The sequence below is a fragment of the Amycolatopsis sp. NPDC051128 genome, assembly GCF_040682715.1.
Classification (GTDB): Bacteria; Actinomycetota; Actinomycetes; order Mycobacteriales; family Pseudonocardiaceae; genus Amycolatopsis.
Genome location: NZ_JBFBBN010000027.1, coordinates 103,026 through 122,016, shown reverse-complemented (window position 1 = coordinate 122,016; position 18,991 = coordinate 103,026). Strand labels below are relative to the sequence as shown.

22 protein-coding genes are annotated in these 18,991 nt (G+C 71.1%); 4 read left to right on the top strand and 18 right to left on the bottom strand.

The window, feature by feature from the left end; translation table 11 throughout:
- Positions 1–146: 146 nt before the first annotated feature.
- The 3 genes from AB0M82_RS26030 to AB0M82_RS26020 are packed head-to-tail and all read right to left on the bottom strand — an operon-like array spanning position 147 to position 2,841.
- Positions 147–923, bottom strand: a complete 777-nt coding sequence (locus AB0M82_RS26030) for an enoyl-CoA hydratase/isomerase family protein (RefSeq protein WP_364726806.1) — start codon at positions 921–923, stop codon at positions 147–149.
- Between the two features lie 16 nt (positions 924–939).
- The gene (locus AB0M82_RS26025; protein WP_364726803.1) at positions 940–1,689 is read right to left on the bottom strand and encodes an SDR family oxidoreductase; all 750 of its coding nucleotides are present in this window, start codon (positions 1,687–1,689) and stop codon (positions 940–942) included.
- A 39-nt stretch (positions 1,690–1,728) separates the two neighbouring features.
- Positions 1,729–2,841 (bottom strand): serine hydrolase domain-containing protein, encoded by a 1,113-nt coding sequence (locus AB0M82_RS26020; RefSeq protein ID WP_364726800.1) that lies wholly within the window; start codon positions 2,839–2,841, stop codon positions 1,729–1,731.
- A gap of 77 nt (positions 2,842–2,918) precedes the next feature.
- Between AB0M82_RS26020 and AB0M82_RS26015 the strand changes: the two genes are divergently transcribed.
- The gene (locus AB0M82_RS26015; protein WP_364726797.1) at positions 2,919–3,830 is read left to right on the top strand and encodes an SDR family NAD(P)-dependent oxidoreductase; all 912 of its coding nucleotides are present in this window, start codon (positions 2,919–2,921) and stop codon (positions 3,828–3,830) included.
- A gap of 61 nt (positions 3,831–3,891) precedes the next feature.
- Here AB0M82_RS26015 and AB0M82_RS26010 read toward each other — a convergent pair whose 3' ends face one another.
- The 7 genes from AB0M82_RS26010 to AB0M82_RS25980 all read right to left on the bottom strand — a co-directional run bounded on the left by AB0M82_RS26010 (position 3,892) and on the right by AB0M82_RS25980 (position 9,217).
- Positions 3,892–4,350: a PaaI family thioesterase gene (locus AB0M82_RS26010; protein ID WP_364726794.1), complete on the bottom strand. Its 459-nt coding sequence runs from the start codon at positions 4,348–4,350 to the stop codon at positions 3,892–3,894.
- 62 nt (positions 4,351–4,412) lie between these two features.
- On the bottom strand, positions 4,413–5,177 hold the full coding sequence (locus AB0M82_RS26005) for a crotonase/enoyl-CoA hydratase family protein (RefSeq protein WP_364726791.1): 765 nt from the start codon (positions 5,175–5,177) through the stop codon (positions 4,413–4,415).
- A gap of 20 nt (positions 5,178–5,197) precedes the next feature.
- A complete protein-coding gene (locus tag AB0M82_RS26000; RefSeq protein ID WP_364726788.1) occupies positions 5,198–6,346 on the bottom strand; it encodes an acetyl-CoA C-acyltransferase in 1,149 nt (382 codons plus the stop codon).
- A complete protein-coding gene (locus AB0M82_RS25995; protein WP_364726785.1) occupies positions 6,339–6,860 on the bottom strand; it encodes a DoxX family protein in 522 nt (173 codons plus the stop codon). Before AB0M82_RS25995 ends, AB0M82_RS26000 begins: the two co-directional genes overlap by 8 nt.
- On the bottom strand, positions 6,857–7,618 hold the full coding sequence (locus tag AB0M82_RS25990; protein ID WP_364726782.1) for a 3-hydroxyacyl-CoA dehydrogenase: 762 nt from the start codon (positions 7,616–7,618) through the stop codon (positions 6,857–6,859). The genes AB0M82_RS25995 and AB0M82_RS25990 overlap by 4 nt, the downstream gene beginning before the upstream one ends.
- Before the next feature lie 28 nt (positions 7,619–7,646).
- Positions 7,647–8,798 carry a thiolase family protein gene (locus AB0M82_RS25985; protein ID WP_364726779.1) on the bottom strand — a complete coding sequence of 384 codons (1,152 nt, stop codon included), beginning with the start codon at positions 8,796–8,798 and terminating at the stop codon, positions 7,647–7,649.
- Entirely contained in the window at positions 8,795–9,217 is a 423-nt protein-coding gene (locus AB0M82_RS25980) for an OB-fold domain-containing protein (RefSeq protein WP_364726776.1), read from the bottom strand. Before AB0M82_RS25980 ends, AB0M82_RS25985 begins: the two co-directional genes overlap by 4 nt.
- A 105-nt stretch (positions 9,218–9,322) precedes the next feature.
- Between AB0M82_RS25980 and AB0M82_RS25975 the strand changes: the two genes are divergently transcribed.
- Together AB0M82_RS25975 and AB0M82_RS25970 are read left to right on the top strand one after the other, a co-directional pair.
- Positions 9,323–9,898 (top strand): TetR family transcriptional regulator, encoded by a 576-nt coding sequence (locus tag AB0M82_RS25975; protein WP_364726774.1) that lies wholly within the window; start codon positions 9,323–9,325, stop codon positions 9,896–9,898.
- Positions 9,899–9,939: 41 nt separating this feature from the next.
- A complete protein-coding gene (locus tag AB0M82_RS25970) occupies positions 9,940–11,124 on the top strand; it encodes an amidohydrolase family protein (protein WP_364726771.1) in 1,185 nt (394 codons plus the stop codon).
- A 167-nt stretch (positions 11,125–11,291) separates the two neighbouring features.
- Here the strand turns inward: AB0M82_RS25970 and AB0M82_RS25965 are convergent, their stop codons facing one another.
- Both AB0M82_RS25965 and AB0M82_RS25960 read right to left on the bottom strand, forming a co-directional pair.
- Positions 11,292–11,810 carry a GNAT family N-acetyltransferase gene (locus tag AB0M82_RS25965; RefSeq protein WP_364726770.1) on the bottom strand — a complete coding sequence of 173 codons (519 nt, stop codon included), beginning with the start codon at positions 11,808–11,810 and terminating at the stop codon, positions 11,292–11,294.
- Positions 11,811–11,829: 19 nt separating this feature from the next.
- Positions 11,830–12,765 carry a hypothetical protein gene (locus tag AB0M82_RS25960; protein ID WP_364726767.1) on the bottom strand — a complete coding sequence of 312 codons (936 nt, stop codon included), beginning with the start codon at positions 12,763–12,765 and terminating at the stop codon, positions 11,830–11,832.
- A gap of 182 nt (positions 12,766–12,947) precedes the next feature.
- Here AB0M82_RS25960 and AB0M82_RS25955 point away from each other — a divergent pair, with 182 nt between their 5' ends.
- The gene (locus AB0M82_RS25955) at positions 12,948–13,913 is read left to right on the top strand and encodes a chitinase (protein WP_364726764.1); all 966 of its coding nucleotides are present in this window, start codon (positions 12,948–12,950) and stop codon (positions 13,911–13,913) included.
- Position 13,914: 1 nt separating this feature from the next.
- On the opposite strand, the gene AB0M82_RS25950 is transcribed toward AB0M82_RS25955, so the two are convergent.
- From AB0M82_RS25950 to AB0M82_RS25925, 6 genes are all read right to left on the bottom strand, one after another.
- Positions 13,915–14,745: a LysR family transcriptional regulator gene (locus tag AB0M82_RS25950; protein WP_364726821.1), complete on the bottom strand. Its 831-nt coding sequence runs from the start codon at positions 14,743–14,745 to the stop codon at positions 13,915–13,917.
- Between the two features lie 16 nt (positions 14,746–14,761).
- Positions 14,762–15,142 (bottom strand): DUF427 domain-containing protein, encoded by a 381-nt coding sequence (locus AB0M82_RS25945; protein WP_364726761.1) that lies wholly within the window; start codon positions 15,140–15,142, stop codon positions 14,762–14,764.
- Between the two features lie 62 nt (positions 15,143–15,204).
- Positions 15,205–15,969: an HAD family acid phosphatase gene (locus AB0M82_RS25940; protein ID WP_364726758.1), complete on the bottom strand. Its 765-nt coding sequence runs from the start codon at positions 15,967–15,969 to the stop codon at positions 15,205–15,207.
- Positions 15,970–16,050: 81 nt separating this feature from the next.
- The gene (locus AB0M82_RS25935) at positions 16,051–17,217 is read right to left on the bottom strand and encodes a class I SAM-dependent methyltransferase (RefSeq protein ID WP_364726755.1); all 1,167 of its coding nucleotides are present in this window, start codon (positions 17,215–17,217) and stop codon (positions 16,051–16,053) included.
- Positions 17,218–18,183, bottom strand: coding sequence for a class I SAM-dependent methyltransferase (locus AB0M82_RS25930; protein WP_364726752.1), 966 nt, complete (start codon positions 18,181–18,183; stop codon positions 17,218–17,220).
- Positions 18,184–18,187: 4 nt separating this feature from the next.
- Positions 18,188–18,967 carry an enoyl-CoA hydratase-related protein gene (locus tag AB0M82_RS25925; RefSeq protein ID WP_364726749.1) on the bottom strand — a complete coding sequence of 260 codons (780 nt, stop codon included), beginning with the start codon at positions 18,965–18,967 and terminating at the stop codon, positions 18,188–18,190.
- Between the last annotated feature and the right edge of the window lie 24 nt (positions 18,968–18,991).

The following is an 18,991-nucleotide window of genomic DNA, read 5'->3' as shown; positions in this document are numbered from 1 at the left end:
GTTTTTAAGTTCCCGCCGGCCGCGGTTTTTTTAGGGTCCCCCCGCCCGCCACCGCGGAAAACGGATGGGGTTTACTGGCCCATTGAGGGACCCTATGTCCCTCAATGGGCCATTCACGGCCTTGGGCGAGCACCTGAAACCTGCATTCAGGCCCCGCGGAATTCCGCGGGGCGCCGCTCGCGGAAGGCACGCAGGCCCTCGGCCCGGTCCTCGGCGGTGAACATGACCGCCACCGTCTCCCGCTCGGCGGCGATCCCCGCGTCGAGGTCGCCGTCGATCCGGTCCACGAGGGCCTTGCCCGCGGCCAGGGCGAGCGGGGCCCCCGCCGCGAGCCGGGCGGCGAGGGCCGTCGCCACGCGCAACCCCTCGCCCGGCTCCGCGAGCTCGTTCACCAGGCCCACCGCGTGAGCGCGCTCGGCGTCGATCGGCTCACCGGTGAGGATCATCTGCTTGGCGATTCCCGGCGGCACCAGCCGGGGCAGCCGCTGGGTCCCGCCCGCACCGGGCAGCACGCCGAGCTTCATCTCCGGCAGCCCGAGCTTGGCGCCGCGCTCCGCGACCCGCAGATCGCAGGCGAGCGCGAGCTCCAGGCCACCGCCGAGGGCGAACCCGTGGATGGCGGCCACGGACGGCTTCCCGAACTCCTGCAGCCGGCCGAACACCTCGGTCAGCCGTCCCACGAAGGCACGGAACTCGTAGGCGGTGCGCAGCGCCTCGATCTCGTCGAGGTCGGCGCCCGCGGAGAAGCCCCGGCCCGCTCCGGTGACCACCATCGCCCGGACCGCCGCGTCGCCGCGCAGGGAATCCAAAGTGGACTCGAGCCGGTCCGCCGTCGCGGTCCCGATGGCGTTGAGCCGGTCGGGGCGGTTCAGGGTGAGCACGGCGACGCGGTCCGCCACGTCGACGCACAGCAGGTCTGCCACGGGGGTCTCCCTTTCTTCACAGCATGGTGAGGCCGCCGCTGACCGAGATCGTCTGCCCGGTCAGGTACGCGGCCGCGTCCGAGGCGAGGAATCCGACCACCCCGGCGATGTCGCCGGGCTGGGCGACGCGACGCAGGGGGATCGCGCGAACGGTCGCCTCGTACATGCGCTGGCTGTACTCGGCCACCTGGCCGAGCAGCGCGGTCTCGGTCGGGCCGGGGCACACGCTGTTGACCGTGATGCCGTGACGGGCGACCTCGCGGGCCAGTGCCTTGCCGAACGCGATGATCCCACCCTTGGTCGCGGAGTAGACCACCTCACCGGAGGAGCCGACCCGCCCGGCGTCGGAGGCGATGTGGATGATCCGCCCGCGCTCGCGCTCGATCATCCCGTCCAGCACGGCCCTGGTCATCGCGATGGTGCCGCGCAGGTTGACCGCGATGATCCGGTCCCAGCTCTGCTCGTCGCTGTCGACGAACCGGCCGACGACGTCGACGGCGGCGTTGTTCACCAGCACGTCCACCGGGCCGAGGTCCGCGTCCGCCTCGAGGACCGCGGCACGCGCCGCGGCACTGTCGGAGATGTCGGCGGTGATCGCCGCCGTCTTCACGCAGTGGCGTTCGGCGAGTGCCCCGGCCATGTCGAAGGCCGCGGCCCCGTCCAGATCGCACACCGCGATCCGGTGGCCGCGGCCGGCGAGTTCGGCGGCGATGGCCGCGCCGATGCCGCGGCCTGCTCCGGTGACGAGCGCGACGGGTGCGTCCACGAGATCCTCCTGCGGTCAGGTACGTCGAGTCGGTGCGAGTCAGGTCAGGTCCGCGGCGAGGTCGGCGATGGTGCGCATCATCGCCCGGCCGCGCACGGACAGGTCGTAACCGGCGAGCGGGTATCCGTTGCACAGCAACGCGAACGACACACCGCTGACCGGGTCCAGGAAGCCGAGCTGGTAAGCGGCGCCGCTGTTGCCGAACAGGGCCGGTGACCCCGTGGACGGCAGCCCGCCGCCGGCGTCCTGGCCCGCGACGGTCACGAAGAGCCCCATGCCGACCGGGGCTCCCCCGCCGTAGGCCTCCTCGCCGGCCGGCACCTGCGTGAGCCGGATCCGGGCCCCTTCGGCGACGGCGTCCGCCGGCCACCGGCCCGAGTGGACCAGCGCCTGGAAGAACAGCGCCACGTCCGCCGCGGTGCCGGCCAGCGCGTGGCTCGGCTCCCCGGCGGCGAGCACCCGTGGGTCGGCCAGGTACCACGGGCCCCAGGGGTCGGGCTCCTGGTCGTCGCCGGTGCGATCGGTCGCGATCATCGGCTTGACCGTGTCCGACGACACCCCGAGGTCGAGGGAAGACAGCCCGAGCGGACCGGTGAGCTCGGCCCGCAGGTACTCGGCGAAGGTCAGCCCGGTGCGCCGGTGCACGATCTCGCCGATCACCCAGGCCGCCGAAGTGAGGTGGAACTGCAGCCTGGTGCCGGGCGGATAGTCGAGCCGCCAGCGGCCGAACGCGGCCAGCCGCTGCTCGCGGTCGAGCATCTTCGGGTAGCCGAGCGGGGCGAACGGGAACCCGGCGGTGTGGGTCAGCACGTGCTCGACGGTCACGGCGTCCTTGCCGTTCGTCCCGAACTCGGGAACGATCGCCGCGACGCGCTCCCGGATGTCGAGGCGGCCGGTCCCGATCAGGTGCCACACCACGCCCGCGACGATCGACCGGCCGACGGACTGCAGCACGTACCGGTCCTGGCCGGTGGCGGCACCGAAGGTTTCGAACGCCGCCAGCCCGCCGTGGCGGGCCACGGCCACCTGCATCGACGGCAGCGGCGTCTCCTCGACCGCCTGCCTGATCCGGCCCAGGAGGACGTCGAGGCGGCCGTGATCGACGCCGGTGGCGGCCGGACCGGCCACCTCGTGCTGCCCCACTCCGGTCATCTGCCCTCCTCGGCGTGACTCGACCCGCCGCACAAGCTAGCATAAAGAATAAGATTAGTTAACTGATTGGAGCGGCTGTGGGCATCCTCGACGGCAAGGTGGCCATCGTGACCGGCGGTGGCCGGGGGCTCGGCAGGGCGCACTGCCTCGCGCTCGCCGAAGCCGGCGCGACGGTCGTGGTGAACGATCTCGGCTCGGGCCTCCACGGCGAGCGGACCGGCGAGTCCCCGGCCGAAGACGTCGCCGCGGAGATCGTCAAGGCGGGCGGGACGGCGGTCGCGAACCACGCGTCGGTGACCGACTGGGCCGCGACCGAGGCGATGGTCGCCGACACCGTCGCGGAATTCGGCCGGCTGGACATCGTGGTGAACAACGCCGGGATCGTCCGCGACCGCATGCTGTTCTCCATGTCCGAGGCGGAGTTCGACGCGGTGATCGCGGTCCACCTGAAGGGCACTTTCGCGCTGACCCGGCACGCCTGCGCGTACTGGCGCGCGGCGGCCAAGCGCGGCGAGCCGGTCGCCGGCCGGGTGATCAACACGACTTCGGGCACCGGCCTGTTCGGCAACGCGGGCCAGGCGAACTACGGTGCCGCCAAGGCCGGCATCGCCGGCCTGACCGTGATCACCGCTCTGGAGATGCGCCGCTACGGCGTGACGGCGAACGCGATCTCGCCGCTCGCGGCCACCCGGATGACCGCCGACCTGGCGGTGGCCGGATCGGGCAGCGACGCCGGCGGGTTCGATCCCCGCGACCCCGCCAACGCCTCCGGCACCGTCGTCTACCTCGCCTCGGACGCGGCGGGCTGGCTGACCGGCCAGGTGCTGCGCATCGACGGCGCCACGGTCAACCGGTTGCAGGGCTGGACCATCGTCGGCAGCCACCCCAGCAGCTCCGGGCAAGCCGTCACCGCCGACGAGCTCACCGAGGCCCTCCCCCGGCTGTACGGCGCGGCGCCGACGGGCGGCCCGGTGCGGTCGCGTTACTGAGCCTCAAGTCCGTGAATGGCCCATTGAGAGACTTGAAGTCTCTCAATGGGCCATTCACGGACTACAGCCTCGTGTCGCTGTCGCGATTCGCGTCCTGCTCGGCCAGCCAGCGCTGGTGGCGGTCGAAGTGCGAGGGGTCGCGCCGGACCCAGATGCCCGACGCCTTGGCCAGCAGCGCCCGGTTCGGCAGCAGCACCATCTCACCCCGGATGTACCAGCGGGACCCGGCCCGGCGTTCCACCCAGGCGCGGACCTCGATGGGCCGCTCGACCGGCACCGGCTTCACGAAGCTGATGCTCAGCTCCGCGGTGACCGTGAGCACCCGCTGCAGCAGGGCGATGTGCCCGAGGCACTCGTCGAGCACCGCGGCGGTCCAGCCGCCGTGCGCGACGTCGGGGCCGCCTTCCTGGTCACGCGGACAGCGAACGTCGAACAGGGCGGTGTCGGCGCCGTCCAGGCGTTCGTGTTCGACGCCCAGCCGGCAGGAGCCGGTCAGCCGGCACGCTCCGCACAGCGCCACCCCGCCCTCGGTCCGCGGCGGTTCCTGGAAGTCGGACCCGACCCAGTGCCGCTCCGGGCGGTTCAGCGCCCGCTCCAGACCGGTTGACGCTTCTCGGCGAACGCGCGGGCGCCCTCGACGGCGTCGGCCGAGGCGAACACCGGGTCGGTCACCACGCGCTGGCGTTCCCACTGCTCGGTGGCCGGCCACTCGCCGGCCTCCGCCACGATCTGTTTGGTCGCGCACACCGCCAGCGGGCCGTTCGCCGCGATCCGCCCGGCCAGCTCGCGTGCCGCGGCCAGTGCCCCGCCCGGCTCGGTCAGCCGGTTCACCATGCCCCACCGCGCCGCCTCTTCGGCACCGAACTGGTCGCCGGTGAGCGCGTATTCCAGCGCGATCCCCCGCGGGATCCGCTGGGGCAGGCGCAGCAGTCCGCCCCCGCCCGCGACGAGCCCGCGCCTGGTCTCGGGCAGGCCGAACCGGGCGTCCCGCGCGGCCACGATCAGATCGCACGCCAGGGCGATCTCGCAGCCGCCGGCGAGCGCGTACCCCTCGACCGCGGCGATGATCGGCTTGACCGGCGGGCACGCGGTGAACCCGAGCAGCCCGCGGCCGGGGATGTCCGGCGTGTCCCCGGCGAGGAACGCCTTGAGGTCCATCCCGGAGCTGAAGGTGCCACCGGCACCGGTCAGCACGGCGGTGACGAGCGTGTGATCTTCGTCGAGCCGGTCCAGTGCGTCGGCGACACCGCGCGCGAGCGCGCCGTTCGCCGCGTTGCGCACGGCGGGCCGGTTCATCGTGATGATCAGGGTCGCGCCGTCGCGCTCGAGCAGAACTTCGTCACCCATGTCGAACCTTCTTCCCCGGCTCAGCCGAGCAGTTCCAGGACGGTGGCGTTGGCCTGGCCGCCACCTTCGCACATCGTCTGCAACCCGTACCGGATGCCGTTGTCCCGCATGTGGTGCACCAGCGTGGTCATCAGCCGCGCGCCGGAACCACCCAGCGGATGACCAAGGGCGATCGCGCCGCCGTTCGGGTTGAGCGCCTTCACGTCCGCGCCGACATCGGCCAGCCAGGCCAGCGGCACCGGCGCGAACGCCTCGTTCACCTCGAACGCGCCGATCTCGCCGATCGTGAGGCCGCTGCGGGCCAGTGCCTTCCGTGTCGCCGCGATCGGCGCGGTCAGCATGATCACCGGATCGTCCGCGGCCAGGACGGCGGTGTGCACCCGGGCCAGCGGCCGCAGCCCCAGCTCCGCCGCCTTCTCGCTCGTGGTCAGCAGCAGGGCCGCCGACCCGTCCGAGATCTGCGAAGAGTTCCCCGCCGTGATCGTCCCGTTCTCCTTGAACGCCGTCCGCAGCCCGGCCAGCGACTCCAGGGTTCCGCCACGGCGGATGCCCTCGTCCTTCGCCGCCACCGTGCCGTCCTCGAGGGTGACCGGCGCGATTTGCGCGTCGAACCGGCCCTCGTCCTGTGCCGCGGCCGCCTTCTCGTGACTGCCGAGGGAGAACTCGTCCAGCCGGGCGCGGCCGAACCCCCACCGTTCGGCGATCATCTCCGCGCCGACGCCCTGATTCGGGTACGCGCCGCCGTAGCGGGCCAGATAGCGCGGGCCGTAGGGGTCCTGCCCCATCGCCGAGGAGCCCATGGGCACCCGCGACATCGACTCGACGCCACCCGCGACCACCACGTCGTACTGGCCGGAGATCACCCCCGCGGCGGCGAAGTGCACCGCCTGCTGGGACGAGCCGCACTGCCGGTCGACGGTCACGCCCGGCACCGATTCGGGCCAGCCAGCCGCCAGGACCGCCGTCCGCGCGATGTCCGCGGTCTGCTCGCCTGCCTGCCCGACACAGCCCCACACCACGTCGTCGACCAGGGCGGGGTCGAGCCCGCTCCGCTGCGCGAGCGCGGTCAGCACGTGGGCCGACAGGTCCGCCGGGTGCACCCCGGACAGCCCGCCACCCCGCTTGCCGACCGGTGTCCGCACCGCTTCGACGATCACCGCGTCACGCATGTCCGCTCCCCTGCTCGATTCGACCGGGCCGCCAGGTCGCGGCCAGCAGCAGCACCGCGCCGGCCAGTCCACCGCCGGCGGCGATCGCCAACCCGGCCCCGCCCGACAACGCGCCGTCCCAGCCGATGGCGTGGTCCAGCGAGAACCCACCCGGCCCGGCGAGCGCGAGTGCCACGCAGATCACCGCGATCATCAGGACGTACTCGTAGCCGTCCTTGAACACGAAGAACCCGTTGGCCCGATGGGCGGTGATCCCGGCGACCGCCATCGTGCCGATCACGAAGGCCGCGGCGAGGGGCGTCAGGAAGCCGGCGGCGAGCGCCGCGCCGGCGGCCAGCTCCCCGGCGCCGCTGAGCACCGCGTGCAGCCGGGCCGGCCGCATGCCGAGCGAGGCGAACCAGCGCGCGGTGCCGGCGACCCCGCCGCCACCCCAGAGGTGGTTGTACCCGTGTGCGGCCATCGTCGCCCCGATCACCAGCCGGACCAGCAGTGCCGCGGTGTCCGCCGCGGTCATCGCGGGCTCATCCGGATCGCGCCGTCGAGCCTGATGACCTCGCCGTTGAGCATCGGGTTGGCCACGACGTGGGCGACGAGGGCGGCGAACTCGGCCGGATCGCCCAGCCGGGACGGGTGCGGCACCTGCTTGCCCAGTGCCGCCCGTAGTTCGTCGGGCGCCGCGGCCATCGGCGGGGTGTCGAACAGCCCGGGCGCGATGGTGACCACCCGGATCTGCTGAGTGGCCAGGTCCCGCGCGATCGGCAGGGTCATGCCCGCCACGCCGGCTTTCGACGCGGAGTAGGCGGCCTGGCCGATCTGCCCGTCGAAGGCCGCCACCGACGCCGTGTTGACCACCACGCCGCGCTCTTCGCCGAGCAGTTCCTGTTTCGCCATGCGTTCCGCCGCGAGCCGGATGACGTTGAACGTGCCGATCAGGTTGATCTCGACGATCTTCGTGAACTCCGGCAGCGGGAACACTCCCTGGCGGCCGAGCATCCGGACGGCGTTGCCGGTGCCCGCGCAGTTGACCGCGACCCGCAGCGCGCCGAGCGAGTCCGCGACGTCGAGCGCGGCCGCGACCTGCTCGGGGTCCCGCACGTCAGCGGGCGCGAACCGGACGTCGTCGCCGAGCGCGGCGGCCACCTGCTCGCCGGGCGAGCCGGGCAGGTCGAGAATCACCACGCGCGCACCCGCGCCGAGGAGGGCCTGGGTGGTCGCCAGGCCGAGCCCGGACGCTCCGCCGGTCACCACGGCGACACCGTCACGGATATCCATTGCCGTCACCTTTCGTCTTCGGAGCTGATCAGCGGGACAGGATCGTCACCGCGGACGCGCCGGGCGCGCCGTAGAGGTGGGTGTAGCCGACCCGCGGGTCGCCGCCGACCTGGCGGGCGCCCGCTCGGCCCTGCAGTTGCAGCACGGTTTCGTAGATCTGGCGCAGGCCGGAGGCGCCGATCGGCTCGCCGTTGGCGATGAGACCGCCGTCGGTGTTCACCGGCAGCCGGCCGCCGATCTCGGTGGCGCCCTCGGCGAGCCAGCGCTCCTGCTCACCGTCGGCGCAGAAGCCGTTCTCGGCCATGTGGATCAGTTCGGAACCGGCGTCGGTGTCCTGCAGCTGCGCCACCCTGACCTCCTCCGGGCCGATGCCCGCGACCTCGTAGGCCGCCCGGGACGCGTCCACGGTCGGGCTGGGGGCGCTGGTCAGCGGCAAGGACGGGCTCTGCAGCTCGAACGCGCCGAACCGCCGGGACCGCAGTTCCGCGGCGCGCACGTAAACCGGCGCCGAGGTGAACTCCCGGGCCAGGTCGCCCCGGCACAGCACGACGGCCGCGGCGCCCTCGTCCGGTCCGCAGTACATGTACCGGGTCAGCGGGTGGTTCACCACGGGGGCGTCGAGGATCTCCTGTTCGGACAAGGGTTTCTGCCGCCAGGCGTGCGGGGTGATCGAGCCGTTGCGCAGGTTCTTGGCGGCGATCTTCGCCAGGCTGCCCGTCGACACGCCGTGGTCGTGCAGGTACTTGCCGATCTTCGTGCCGAAGAAGTGGGTGGTGAGGAACAGTCCGGTTTGGCCGTACCAAGCCGGCAGCCCGGCCACCGCCGGGTCGGCGGCGAACGCGCCCCGCGGGTGCTTGTCCATCCCGATCGCCATCGCGACGTCGGCTTCGCCGTGCCGGATGGCCGCGGCGGCCATCTGCAGTGAGGTGCCGCCGGTGGCGCACCCGTTGAAAACGCCGCGCACCGGGATGCCGGTCAGGCCGAGCAGGCCGACGATCGCGTCGGGGTTCGACACCTCGTAGCTGCCGACGTACGCCGTCCGGACCCGGGACCACTCGGTACCCGCGTCGGCCAGTGCCGCCTGCGCGGCCTCGGCTCCCATCCGCAGCGCTTGCTTGTCGCCGTGCCGGCCGAACGGATGCAGGCCGACGCCGACGATCGCCACGTCCGGCGTGCTCATGACGCCACCTCCGCATCTTCGGGCACCGGCGCGAACGCGTAGGTGAGCACCTCGGTGCCGTCCTCCCGGGTCGTGTACGGGACTATCCGCAGCTCCATCGGCTGCCCGATCCGCAGCTTGGCCGGGTCGGCCTCGGTGAACCGCGCCTGCACCAGCAACTCGCCGGGCAGCTCGACGTACCCCAGCGCGTACGGCTGGAACGTCTCGTCGGTGTCATTGCCGTCATAGGGCGGCGAAGGCGGCCGGAACTGCTGGGTGGTGAACGCCCAGAGCGTGCCGCGCCTGCCGAGCAGGCACTGCTCTTCGCCGGAGCGGGCGGGGAACGACAGGACACCGTCGTCCCCCCGGGAGGCGATCAGCCTCGGTTCGCGTGCGGGCCACGTGAACAGGCCGTCCGCGACGGCCACCTGCGTCGTCATGCGGCCGATGCTAGCAGTCGCTGATTCATCTACCTATATCTTTCAGTTAGATAATTAAGCGGATAGTCTTGCGAGAGTCTCTCAACCCGACATAGCATCGCGGCCATGACACTGCGGGAGCGGAACCGGATGCGGACCGCGGCCGACGTCGAGACCGCAGCGCTCGAGCTGTTCGAGCGGCACGGCTACGACCGCACCACGGTCGAGCAGATCGCCGCCAGGGCAGGGATCTCCAGCGCGACGTTCTTCCGCCACTTCCGGGCCAAGGAAGACGTGCTGTTCAGCGGGGAGGACGTGTCCGCCGGCACGCTCGTCGCCCTCGTGGCACAGCGGCGCGACCGCCGCCGCACCGTGGCCGCGCTCGCCGACCCGGTGTGCCGGTTCGCCCACCGCTCGGTCGCCGACCCGGCCACCGACGGCCAGCGGCTGACGCACCTCGTCATGACCACGCCGGCCCTGGAGGCCCGCAGCCTCCGGCTCCGGTTGCGCTGGGAACGCGAGATCGCGGCACAGCTGGCCCGCGAAGCCGGCACCGACCGGCCCGACCTCGGCCACACCCTGGTCGCGGCGGTCGCGGTGTCCTGCCTCACCAGCGCACTGCGCGCCGGGCACCACACCGGCGCCTCGATCGCCCACCTGACGCGGCAGGCGTTCGCCTGCTGCACCGACCTCACCTGCTGAGCCGAGAAGACTCTGCTGCCCCAAAGACAAGGAGAACGACGATGGCCGGTCAGCTGCCCTACAAGATGATCGATTTCGACACCCATTCCTACGAGACCGAAGACTGCTTCACCCGGTTCATGCCGGCGGCCAAGAAGGATTCCGCGATCCAGACCGTGCGGCTGGCGTCCGGCAAGAAGGTCCTGCTCGCCAACCACAAGATCGTCAACGCGCTGGAGAACGACCTCGACAAGGCCTACGTGCCGGGCTCACTGGCCGAGATGCTCCGGCAGCGTTCACAGGGCGAGCAGTCCGACTCCGAGCGCTTCTTCGAGGACATCAAGGACGAGTACCTCCGGCACGACGCCCGGCTGGCCAAGATGGACGAGCAGCAGATCGAACGCGGGCTCATGTACCCGGGCGGCTGGGCGCTGATGGCCGAGGCCTACCTGGACGGGATCGACCCGCTCTACGACAACCTCCATTCGTTCAACCGCTGGATCGACGAGGACTGGGGCTTCAACTACAAGGACCGGATCTACGCGCCGGCGATGCTGTCCCTGCGCGACCGCGACCGGGCCGTGGCCGAGCTGGAGACAGTGCTCGCCGCCGGAGCCCGGTTCGTCCTGCTGCCCGCCGGGCCGGCCTACGGCCGCTCCCCCGGCGACCCGTACTTCGACCCGATCTGGTCGCGGATCAACGAGGCGAAGGCACGCGTCGCCTTCCACATCTCCGAATTCCACTACCAGTCCAACGTGGCGTCGCAGTGGGGCTGGGGACTCGTGCCGCCCTTCCAGTTCTCGGCCTGGCAGTGGCAGAACACCTACGGCGAGCGGCCGATCACCGACACGCTCTCGGCGCTGATCTTCGACAACCTCTTCGGCCGGTTCCCGGACATCCAGCTCGTGGTGAGCGAGTTCGGCGCCGAGTGGGTGCCACACTTCCTGAAGCACATGGACAAGAGCCGCGGCATGGGCCGCAACGGGGTCTGGCTCGGCGGGCAGCTGCCCGAGCGCCCGAGCCGGATCTTCCACAAGCACGTCAAGGTGGTGCCGTACCCGGAGGACGACATCGTGGGCCTCGTCGACCGGCTGGGCACCGCGGACTCGCTCGTGATGGGCTCGGACTGGCCGCACGCCGAAGGACTCGCCGAGCCGGCCGACTTCTACGACCGGCTGAGCGGGCTCGGCGACGAGAACCGCCGGAAGTTCCTGCGGGACAACGCCCTTTCGGTGCTGGAAAACTGATCGCGAAGGCCACCTTGCCGCCATCCCCGGCAAGGTGGCCGGCCCCAGGGGCCCCGGCGAAGTCTCTTGGCGAGGGGTGGCCGCGAGGGGTTTCTTGGTCGCGAATGACTCATTCGGGACCTGCGAGGTCCCGAATGAGTCATTCGCGACACCAAGCCGAGGTCCGGTCAGCGGGGGCGGTGCAGGACCGCCCGCTGCTCCACCCGTCCGTCGAGGGTGAACTTGCTGTGCGGGGTGAATCCGAGCTTCTCCACGACCCGCGCCGAAGCCGAGTTCGCCGGTTCGTACACCGCCAGCAGGCGATCCGTGAAGCCGGACGCGAAGACGTGGTCGCGGATGGCCGTCGTCGCTTCCGTCGCGTAGCCGCGGCCCCAGACCGGTTTCGCTATCCACCAGCCCATCTCCACCGCCGGCATCCCCAAGCCCGACTCCGTGGCGTTGCGGCGGACCAGCGACACCACGCCGTCGAAGGAACCCGGGGCCGCCGAGACCGCGAACCAGCCGAAGCCGTGCTCGGCCCAGTGCTCCAGCGTCGCCCGGTGCTTGACGAGGGTGTATTCGCGGCTCCACGGCTCGCCGGTGCCGACGTAGCGGACCGTCTCGGGTACCTGCGCCAGCTCGAACAAGTCGTCGAAGAAGCTCTCGGACCACGCGTGGAGCGTGAGCCGTTCCGTCGTGATCAGCACCGTGTCCAAGGTACCGCCCCTACAGTCCGGAGACCCGGGCCTTGTGCAGGTTCCGGATGATGTTCCGCGGGTTCTTCGCGACGTACTGCGCGGCGCCCGACTCGAAGACGAGGTACGCGTAGCCGCCCGATTCGGTCATGCCCTCGTTCATGCTGGGCGAGCGGTAGCACCGGGTCGAGGACTTGTCGATGTCCCGCGCGCCGGCGTCGACGACGTAGATGTTGCCGCGGTTGTCGTTGCCGTACGAGGTGCTGAACACGAAGTGGGACTTCGTGACCATCAGGCCCTGGGTCTTCGTCGGCACTTCGTACGCGCCGGACTGCGTGGTCAGCGACCCGTCGGTGCCCACCTTGTAGCGGTACATCTTCTCGTGGCCGGTCGCGCTGAACTTGCCCGCATAGAGGTTGTCGCCGTAGCTCGTCAGGAACGACGCGCCGTAGACCTTGCGCGCTTCGCCGACCTGCTTGAGGGCCGGCGTGCCGGCCTTCTTCATCGCGGCCTTGAGCTCGGACAGCTTGTACTTGCGGATCGAGTCGCCGGCGCCCTGCACGAACGCCCAGCCCTGGGTGATCGCGATGCCGCCCGCGTGCGTCGCCGCGATGGCGACCGTGCCGACGTGCTTGCCCGTCTTCGCGTCGATCCCGATCAGGTGGGCGTCGTGGCCGTCGCGGTAGGCCGAGATCACCAGCAGGTCGTTGCCGCCGTCCCAGCCGTACCAGGTGGCGACGCCCTGCGGGGTGTAAGTGTCCAGCTCCGGCACCGCCGGCCCCTTCGCGAAGCGGCTGTCGTAGGCGTAGGACGCCGAAAGCCCGGAGTAGAACGAAGCGAGTTTCCCGCTCGACGACGTTTCGCAGCTGATCGCCGCCGCGGCCGGCTCGGCGACGACGGCGGTCGTCCCGAACGCGATCGCGACGCTCGCCGCGGCGACGGCGGCCTTCCTCTTCAAGGTGTTCATCGAGCTCCCTCAGTCGGCGCTGTCTCAACGGAGGTGGGACTCGCCGGGGTGATCTCCGGTTCCCTTCGTCACCGCGGGTGATCAGGGTAGCCCGTTCGGCCTATGGTCTGAACCAAGGTGACTGGTCTATACCAATGAGGGACCGCAGATCCCGCCGCCGCTCGTCGTCGTGGAGGTCCACCATGCGTCTCCGTTCCTTCCTCTCCCTCTTGAGCGGGTTGACCCTGCTGACCACCGGGCTCGCCGCCCCCGCCGGCGCCGCGGCCGGCTCGCCGATCCCGGTGGGGCCCTACGTCGACATGGGCGCCTGGCCGACACCCAGCCTGTCGGCGATGTCGGCCGCGAGCGGCGTCAAGAGCTTCACGCTCGCGTTCGTCAACTCCTACGGCTGCAAGGCCAGCTGGTTCGGCGCCTACGACCCGCGCACGGCCTGGCAGAAGGAGGAGATCGCCAAGATCCGCGCCGCCGGCGGCGACGTCAAGATCTCCTTCGGCGGCGCGTCCGGCATCGAACTGGCCCAGGCGTGCAGCACGTCCGCGCAGGTCGCCGCGGAGTACGACGCCGTCGTCAAGGCGTACGGGCTGAAGTACGCCGACTTCGACATCGAGGGCGCGGCCACCGCGGACCCAACGTCGATCGCTCGCCGGTCACAAGCCCTGAAGACGCTCCAGAACAACAATCCCGGCCTGAAGATCTCGCTGACTCTGCCGGTGCTGCCGAACGGCCTCACCGCGGACGGGCTCAACGTCGTCAAAGCCGCCAAGAACGCCGGGGTCGCCCTCGACCTGGTCAACATCATGGCGATGGACTACTACCAGGGCGCCGCCGACCAGGGCGCGAAAGCGATCTCGGCGGCCAAGGCGACGCAGGCGCAGCTCAAGTCGCTCTACGGGCTGAGCGACGCGGCGGCGTGGAAGAAGGTCGGCGTGACCCCGATGATCGGCGTGAACGACTCCCAGAACGAGATCTTCTACCAGAAGGACGCGAAGGCGCTCGTCGCCTTCGCCAAGACCGTTCACCTCGGCATGCTGTCGTTCTGGGAGCAGGGCCGCGACGCCAACGCGTGCACCGGCGCGCTCTACAAGTGCACCAACGTGCCGCAGTCGAAGTACGAGTTCGCGAAGATCTTCGCCGGCTACACCGGCTGAGTCACCACCGGGCGGCGTCCGCGAGCAGGGCGTCCCGCACCGCCGCGGGCCCCGCCCGGCACGGTTCGGTCCGGGTGACGACGAAGAGCGTGTTGATCGGCGGCTCCTCGGGGTCGAGCAGCGCTTCCAGCTCGCCCGACGCCAGTTCGGCCGCGCACAGGTACCGCGGGAGCACGCTGACGCCGAACCCGGACAGCACACAAGCCAGGACACTCCGCAGGTCCGGGACGACGACGGCGGGCCCAGCGGGCGGCCGCACGCCCAGCACCGAACGCCAGTAGCGGCGGATGATCGGCAGGTCCTCGGCGTAGGCGACCAGCGGCGCCGTCCGCGGGTCGCCGTCGAAGCCGCGGGGGCCGACGAGGACGAACTCCTCGTCGGTCAGCGGCGTCGCGGTGAGGCCTCGGCCGCGCGGCCGGATCGTCGAGACGACCAGGTCGAACCGGCGCTGGGAAAGCCCCGCCAGCAGGTCGTCGGCCAGGCCGAAACCGACCCGCAGCTTCAGCCCGGCGGCGACCAGGCCGGTCAAGGCGGGCAGCACCCGCAACGTCGTCAGCTCGGCGGGTCCGGCCAGGTGCACCGGCGCGGCGAAAGGGTCAGCCTCACCAACGGTCAACGAGGAAAGCGCGTCGACGTGCGGGGCGACCCGCCCGGCCAGTTCGTCGGCCACCGGCGTGGGCGTCACGCCGCGGGCGCGCCGGACGAACAGCTGCCGCCCGAGCTGGTCTTCGAGGGTCCTGACCTGCGCGGTCACCGTCGGCTGGGACAACCCCAGCGACGGCGCCGCGCCGGTCAGCGAGCCTGCCCGGTAGACGGCCAGGAAGGTCCTCAGCAGGTCGAGGTCCAGCTCAGTCCTCGACCAGCTCGTTGGCGTCCACGACGTTCGGGTAGAACGCGACGTGGTCCTTGATCGGCGCGACCGCGTCGTACGGCTTCTCGTACGTCCAGACCGCGTTTTCGCCCTTCACGTCACCGGCATCGATCGAGTAGTAGCTGCTCTCGCCCTTGTACGGGCAGTACGTCTCGTGGTCGGTCCGCTCCAGCACGCTGAAGTCGACGTCCTCCCGCGGGATGTACTGGACCGCCGGGTAGGACGCTTCCTGCAGCGTGAGCGCGTTGCGGCTGTCGGCCACCACGCGCCCGCCCGCCTTGACCACCACGCGGGCCTTGGTCGGCTCGACGGTGATCGGGTGGTCCGGACCCGGTACCAGTACCTGCTTCTCCGGCATTTCAGCTCCCTCAGAGTCCTCTGTCCTCAGGACAGCACACCGGGGCGAGCGGTTATTCCGGCTCAGGGCAAGTAGTACATCGGGTTCGGCAGCTTCACCGGGCGCAGCGCGTAGCCGCCCTCGAGGTCGCTGAACTGGTCACCGAGGTTGAGCACGATCCGTGCGCCGGTCGCCTCGATGTGCGCCCGCGTGCCCGACTTGTACTGGACGGTGGTGCAGGTCAGCCCGCACGGCAGGTAGTCCGGCGCGGTCACCTTCGGCTTGAAGAACGCCCCGGCCGGCGCCGGATACCCCTCGTTGGCGAGGTTCTTGAGCGACTGCGGGCCCTGGAACTCGTTTCGGCCGGTCAGGAAGTACACCTTCACCCCGTGCTGCGCCGCCCAGTTGGCCAGCTCCAGCACCGGCTTGTTCGCGACGAACGTGCCGTTGTCGATGGCCTGCTGCTGCTTGACCGGGTCGAAGCCGAAGTCGTTGTCGGCCTCCCAGCCGTACGTGATTTCGGAGGTGTCGTCGACGTCCAGCACGACCGCGGGGTTCTTCACCCGGCCCAGCTGCTGCTGCAGGAAGCGCTTCGCATCCGAGACGATGCGGTTGGAATCCTTCACGAACTGGCTCGTGTCGGCGTAGTGGTGCTTGCCGGCGGCGTCGACGTGGTCGCCGTAGTAGGCCTTGACGTCGAGCTTGACCTTCCCGATGTTGGCCGGCTCCTTCGAGCGGGCGGCGGTCGCGTCGTCCGACCCCGCGAGCGCGGTGGCGCCCGAAGCGAGGGTGGCGCCGACGGCGGCCGCGGCGGCGAGCTTGACGAGACCTGACCAGTTTCGGAACACGGCGATCCTCCGGTGCTGTTTGGCGACCGGGGGAACCTACGTCACGCGCACCCGGAGTTCCACCCTCGAAAAAGTTCCCGTTCAGACAATCCGTTCGGCCCGGCAGAGGAACGCCGCCGGCGACCGCCCGATCCGCGTCAGCACGACCGACGCCTCCGCGGCGCCACGGGGTTTCAGCCTGCGCCGCAACGCGTCCGGGTCGACGTCCAGCCCACGGACGAGGATCTCCAGCCGTCCGACGTCGTGTCGCTTCAGGACGGTCTTCAGCGCTTTCTCGGTGTACGGCCCGTGTTCCAGGACGCGGAAGGCCCGCACGCCCGGCGGCGGGGTGTCACCGGTCAGGTACGCGATGCGTTCGTCCAGCTGCCACAACCCGTGCCGCGCCGCGTAGTGACGGACCAGCCCGGCCCGGACGACGGCGCCGTCGGGGTCGACGATCCACTCCCCCGGCGCCCGCGTGGGCAGTTCGTCCGGTTCGGCGTCGGTGACCGTCCACTGTGTCCCGTCCGCGCGCAGCACGGTGGCGCGCCGGGTGACCCCGGTGCCCAGGCCGCGCCAGAGGCAGGACTCGCGGACCTGGCCGTCGAGGGACACGAGTTCGACCTCGTCGGCCCACGGCGTGATCGAGAAGTCCAGGCCGGGCGCGCACTTCACCGCGAGGGCGCGGCCCGGGTAGGCGGCCACCAGGCCGTCCAGCGGCGGGGCGAAGTCGGCGGGTTTCCAGGCCCGCCGTCCGGCGGAGTCGCGGCGGGCCGGGTCGGCGACCACCACGGCGTCCCGGCTGACCGGGCGCAGCGCGTCGGCGCGGGCCAGTCCGAACGCGACTCCGGCGGCTTCTCCGTTGTGCCGGGCCATCTTCAGGCGGACCGGGTCCAGATCGGACCCGAGCGCGCGCCGCGCCACGCGGGCGATCTCGACGAGGTCGGCGCCGACCGAGCACGTGACGTCGTGGACGTCGCGCCCGGCCAGGCGAGCCGCGCGGTGCCGGGCGACCGGCGTGGCGCTCGCCTGCTGGAGCGCGTCGGCGGTGAAGAGCCAGTCCTCGGCGGACAACTTGCCCACGGCTTTGCGGCGCAGCACCGCGGTTTCCAGCACGGCGGCCGCGTGCTCCTCACCGACCGCGCGGCGCACGGCGGCGACGTCGGCGATGCGGTCGGTCAGCGGCCGCGCCGAAGCCTCGGCGACCGCCGCCTTGCCCGCGTCCGAACGCAGGTAGGCGACGTCGCCGAGGGTGAACGCATAAGGCACCTAGGACGGCCGCTTGGTCCCGGTGACCATCACGTTGTAGAACAGCTCACGCGGCAGCACCTTGGCCAGCACCTTCTTGTCCACGGCGGACAGCCGCAGCCACAGCTTGTAGGCGAACAGCCGCCAGCGCACGGTGAGCTTCTCCGGCGGCACCGCGGCCTCGAAGGTCCGGATCGGCCAGCCCGCGAGGGCGGCGGCGAACTCCTCGGTGACCGCGCGGACGTCCTGGGCGCCGGCCCCGCGGGCCCACGACTCCAGCTCCGACGGGTCGAAGGTGTGGATGTCGACGACGGCCTCCAGCGCGGCGGCGCGCGAAGACTCGTCGAGCTCCTCCTGCGGGCGGCGCCAGCCGCGCAGCGCGGGCAGCTTCGTCACCCTGGTCGTCAGGAACCAGGTGAACTGGCCGAGCTTGCGGGCGTAGAAGTCGCCCACCTTCGTCGGCTCGCCGGCGAAGACGAACCGGCCGCCGGGCTTGAGCACGCGCAGCACCTCGCGGAACGCCGCCTGGACGTCCGGGATGTGGTGCAGCACCGCGTGCCCGACCACGAGGTCGAACGTGTTGTCGTCGTACGGGATCCGCTCGGCGTCGGCGACCCGGCCGTCGACGTCGAGGCCGAGCTTCTCGGCGTTGCGCAGCGCGACCTGGACCATGCCGGGCGAGAGGTCGGTGACCGAGCCCTTCTTGGCGACGCCGCCCTGCATGAGGTTCAGCAGGAAGAAGCCGGTGCCGCTGCCCAGCTCCATCGCGTGCTGGTAAGGCTGGCCGTCCTCGCCCGCGACGGCGTTGAACACGTCGGTGGCGTAGGAGATGCAGCGCTCGTCGTACGAGATCGACCACTTCTCGTCGTAGGTGCCGGCTTCCCAGTCGTGGTACAGCACGTTCGCCAGCTTCGGGTCGGCGTAGGCCGCCTGGACCTCTTCGGCGGTGGCGTGCGGGTTGGGTGCCGGGTCGTTCACGTCGGTCAAGGCGTCATTTCCCTTCGAAAGTGGCCTTGCCGGGCCCGTTTTCGATGAACGACTTCATGCCGTTCCGCTGGTCTTCGGTCGCCCAGAGCGCGGCGAACAGGTGCGATTCGAGCTTGAGCCCGTTCGCGAGGTCGGTGTCGAGGCCGCCGTCGATGGCCGCCTTCGCCGCGCGCAGCGCGACGGCCGGACCGTTCGCGAACTGCGACGCCCACTTGTGCGCGGCCGCGTAGACGTCGTCGGGGGCGACGACCTCGTCGACGATCCCGAGGCGCAACGCCTCTTCCGCCTTGACGAACCGTCCCGTGTAGACGATGTCCTTGGTCTTGCTCGGCCCGATCAGCCGGGCGAGGCGCTGGGTGCCGCCCGCGCCGGGGATGACGCCGAGCTGGATCTCGGGCTGGCCGACCTTGACGTTGTCGCCGGCGACCCGGCGGTCCGCGGTCAGCGCGAGTTCGAGGCCGCCGCCGAGGGCGTACCCGGTGATGGCCGCGACGACCGGCTTGGGGATCTCCGCGATCGCGGCGAGGGCGCCGGTGAGCCGGGCGCCGAACTTCGCGATCTCCGGGTAGGTGCGGGTGGCCATCTCCTTGATGTCCGCGCCGCCGGCGAAGGTCTTCTCGCCGCCGTAGAGGATCACCGCGCGGACGTCGTCACGCTCGGAGACCTCCTTCGCGAGGTCCGCGAGCTCGGCGGTGACCTGGGCGTTCAGGGCGTTGACCGGCGGCCGGTCGAGCCGGATCGTGCCGACGCCGTCCTTGACCTCGAGGGTTACGAACTCTCCCACGCCATCACTCCTCGGTTGACGAAT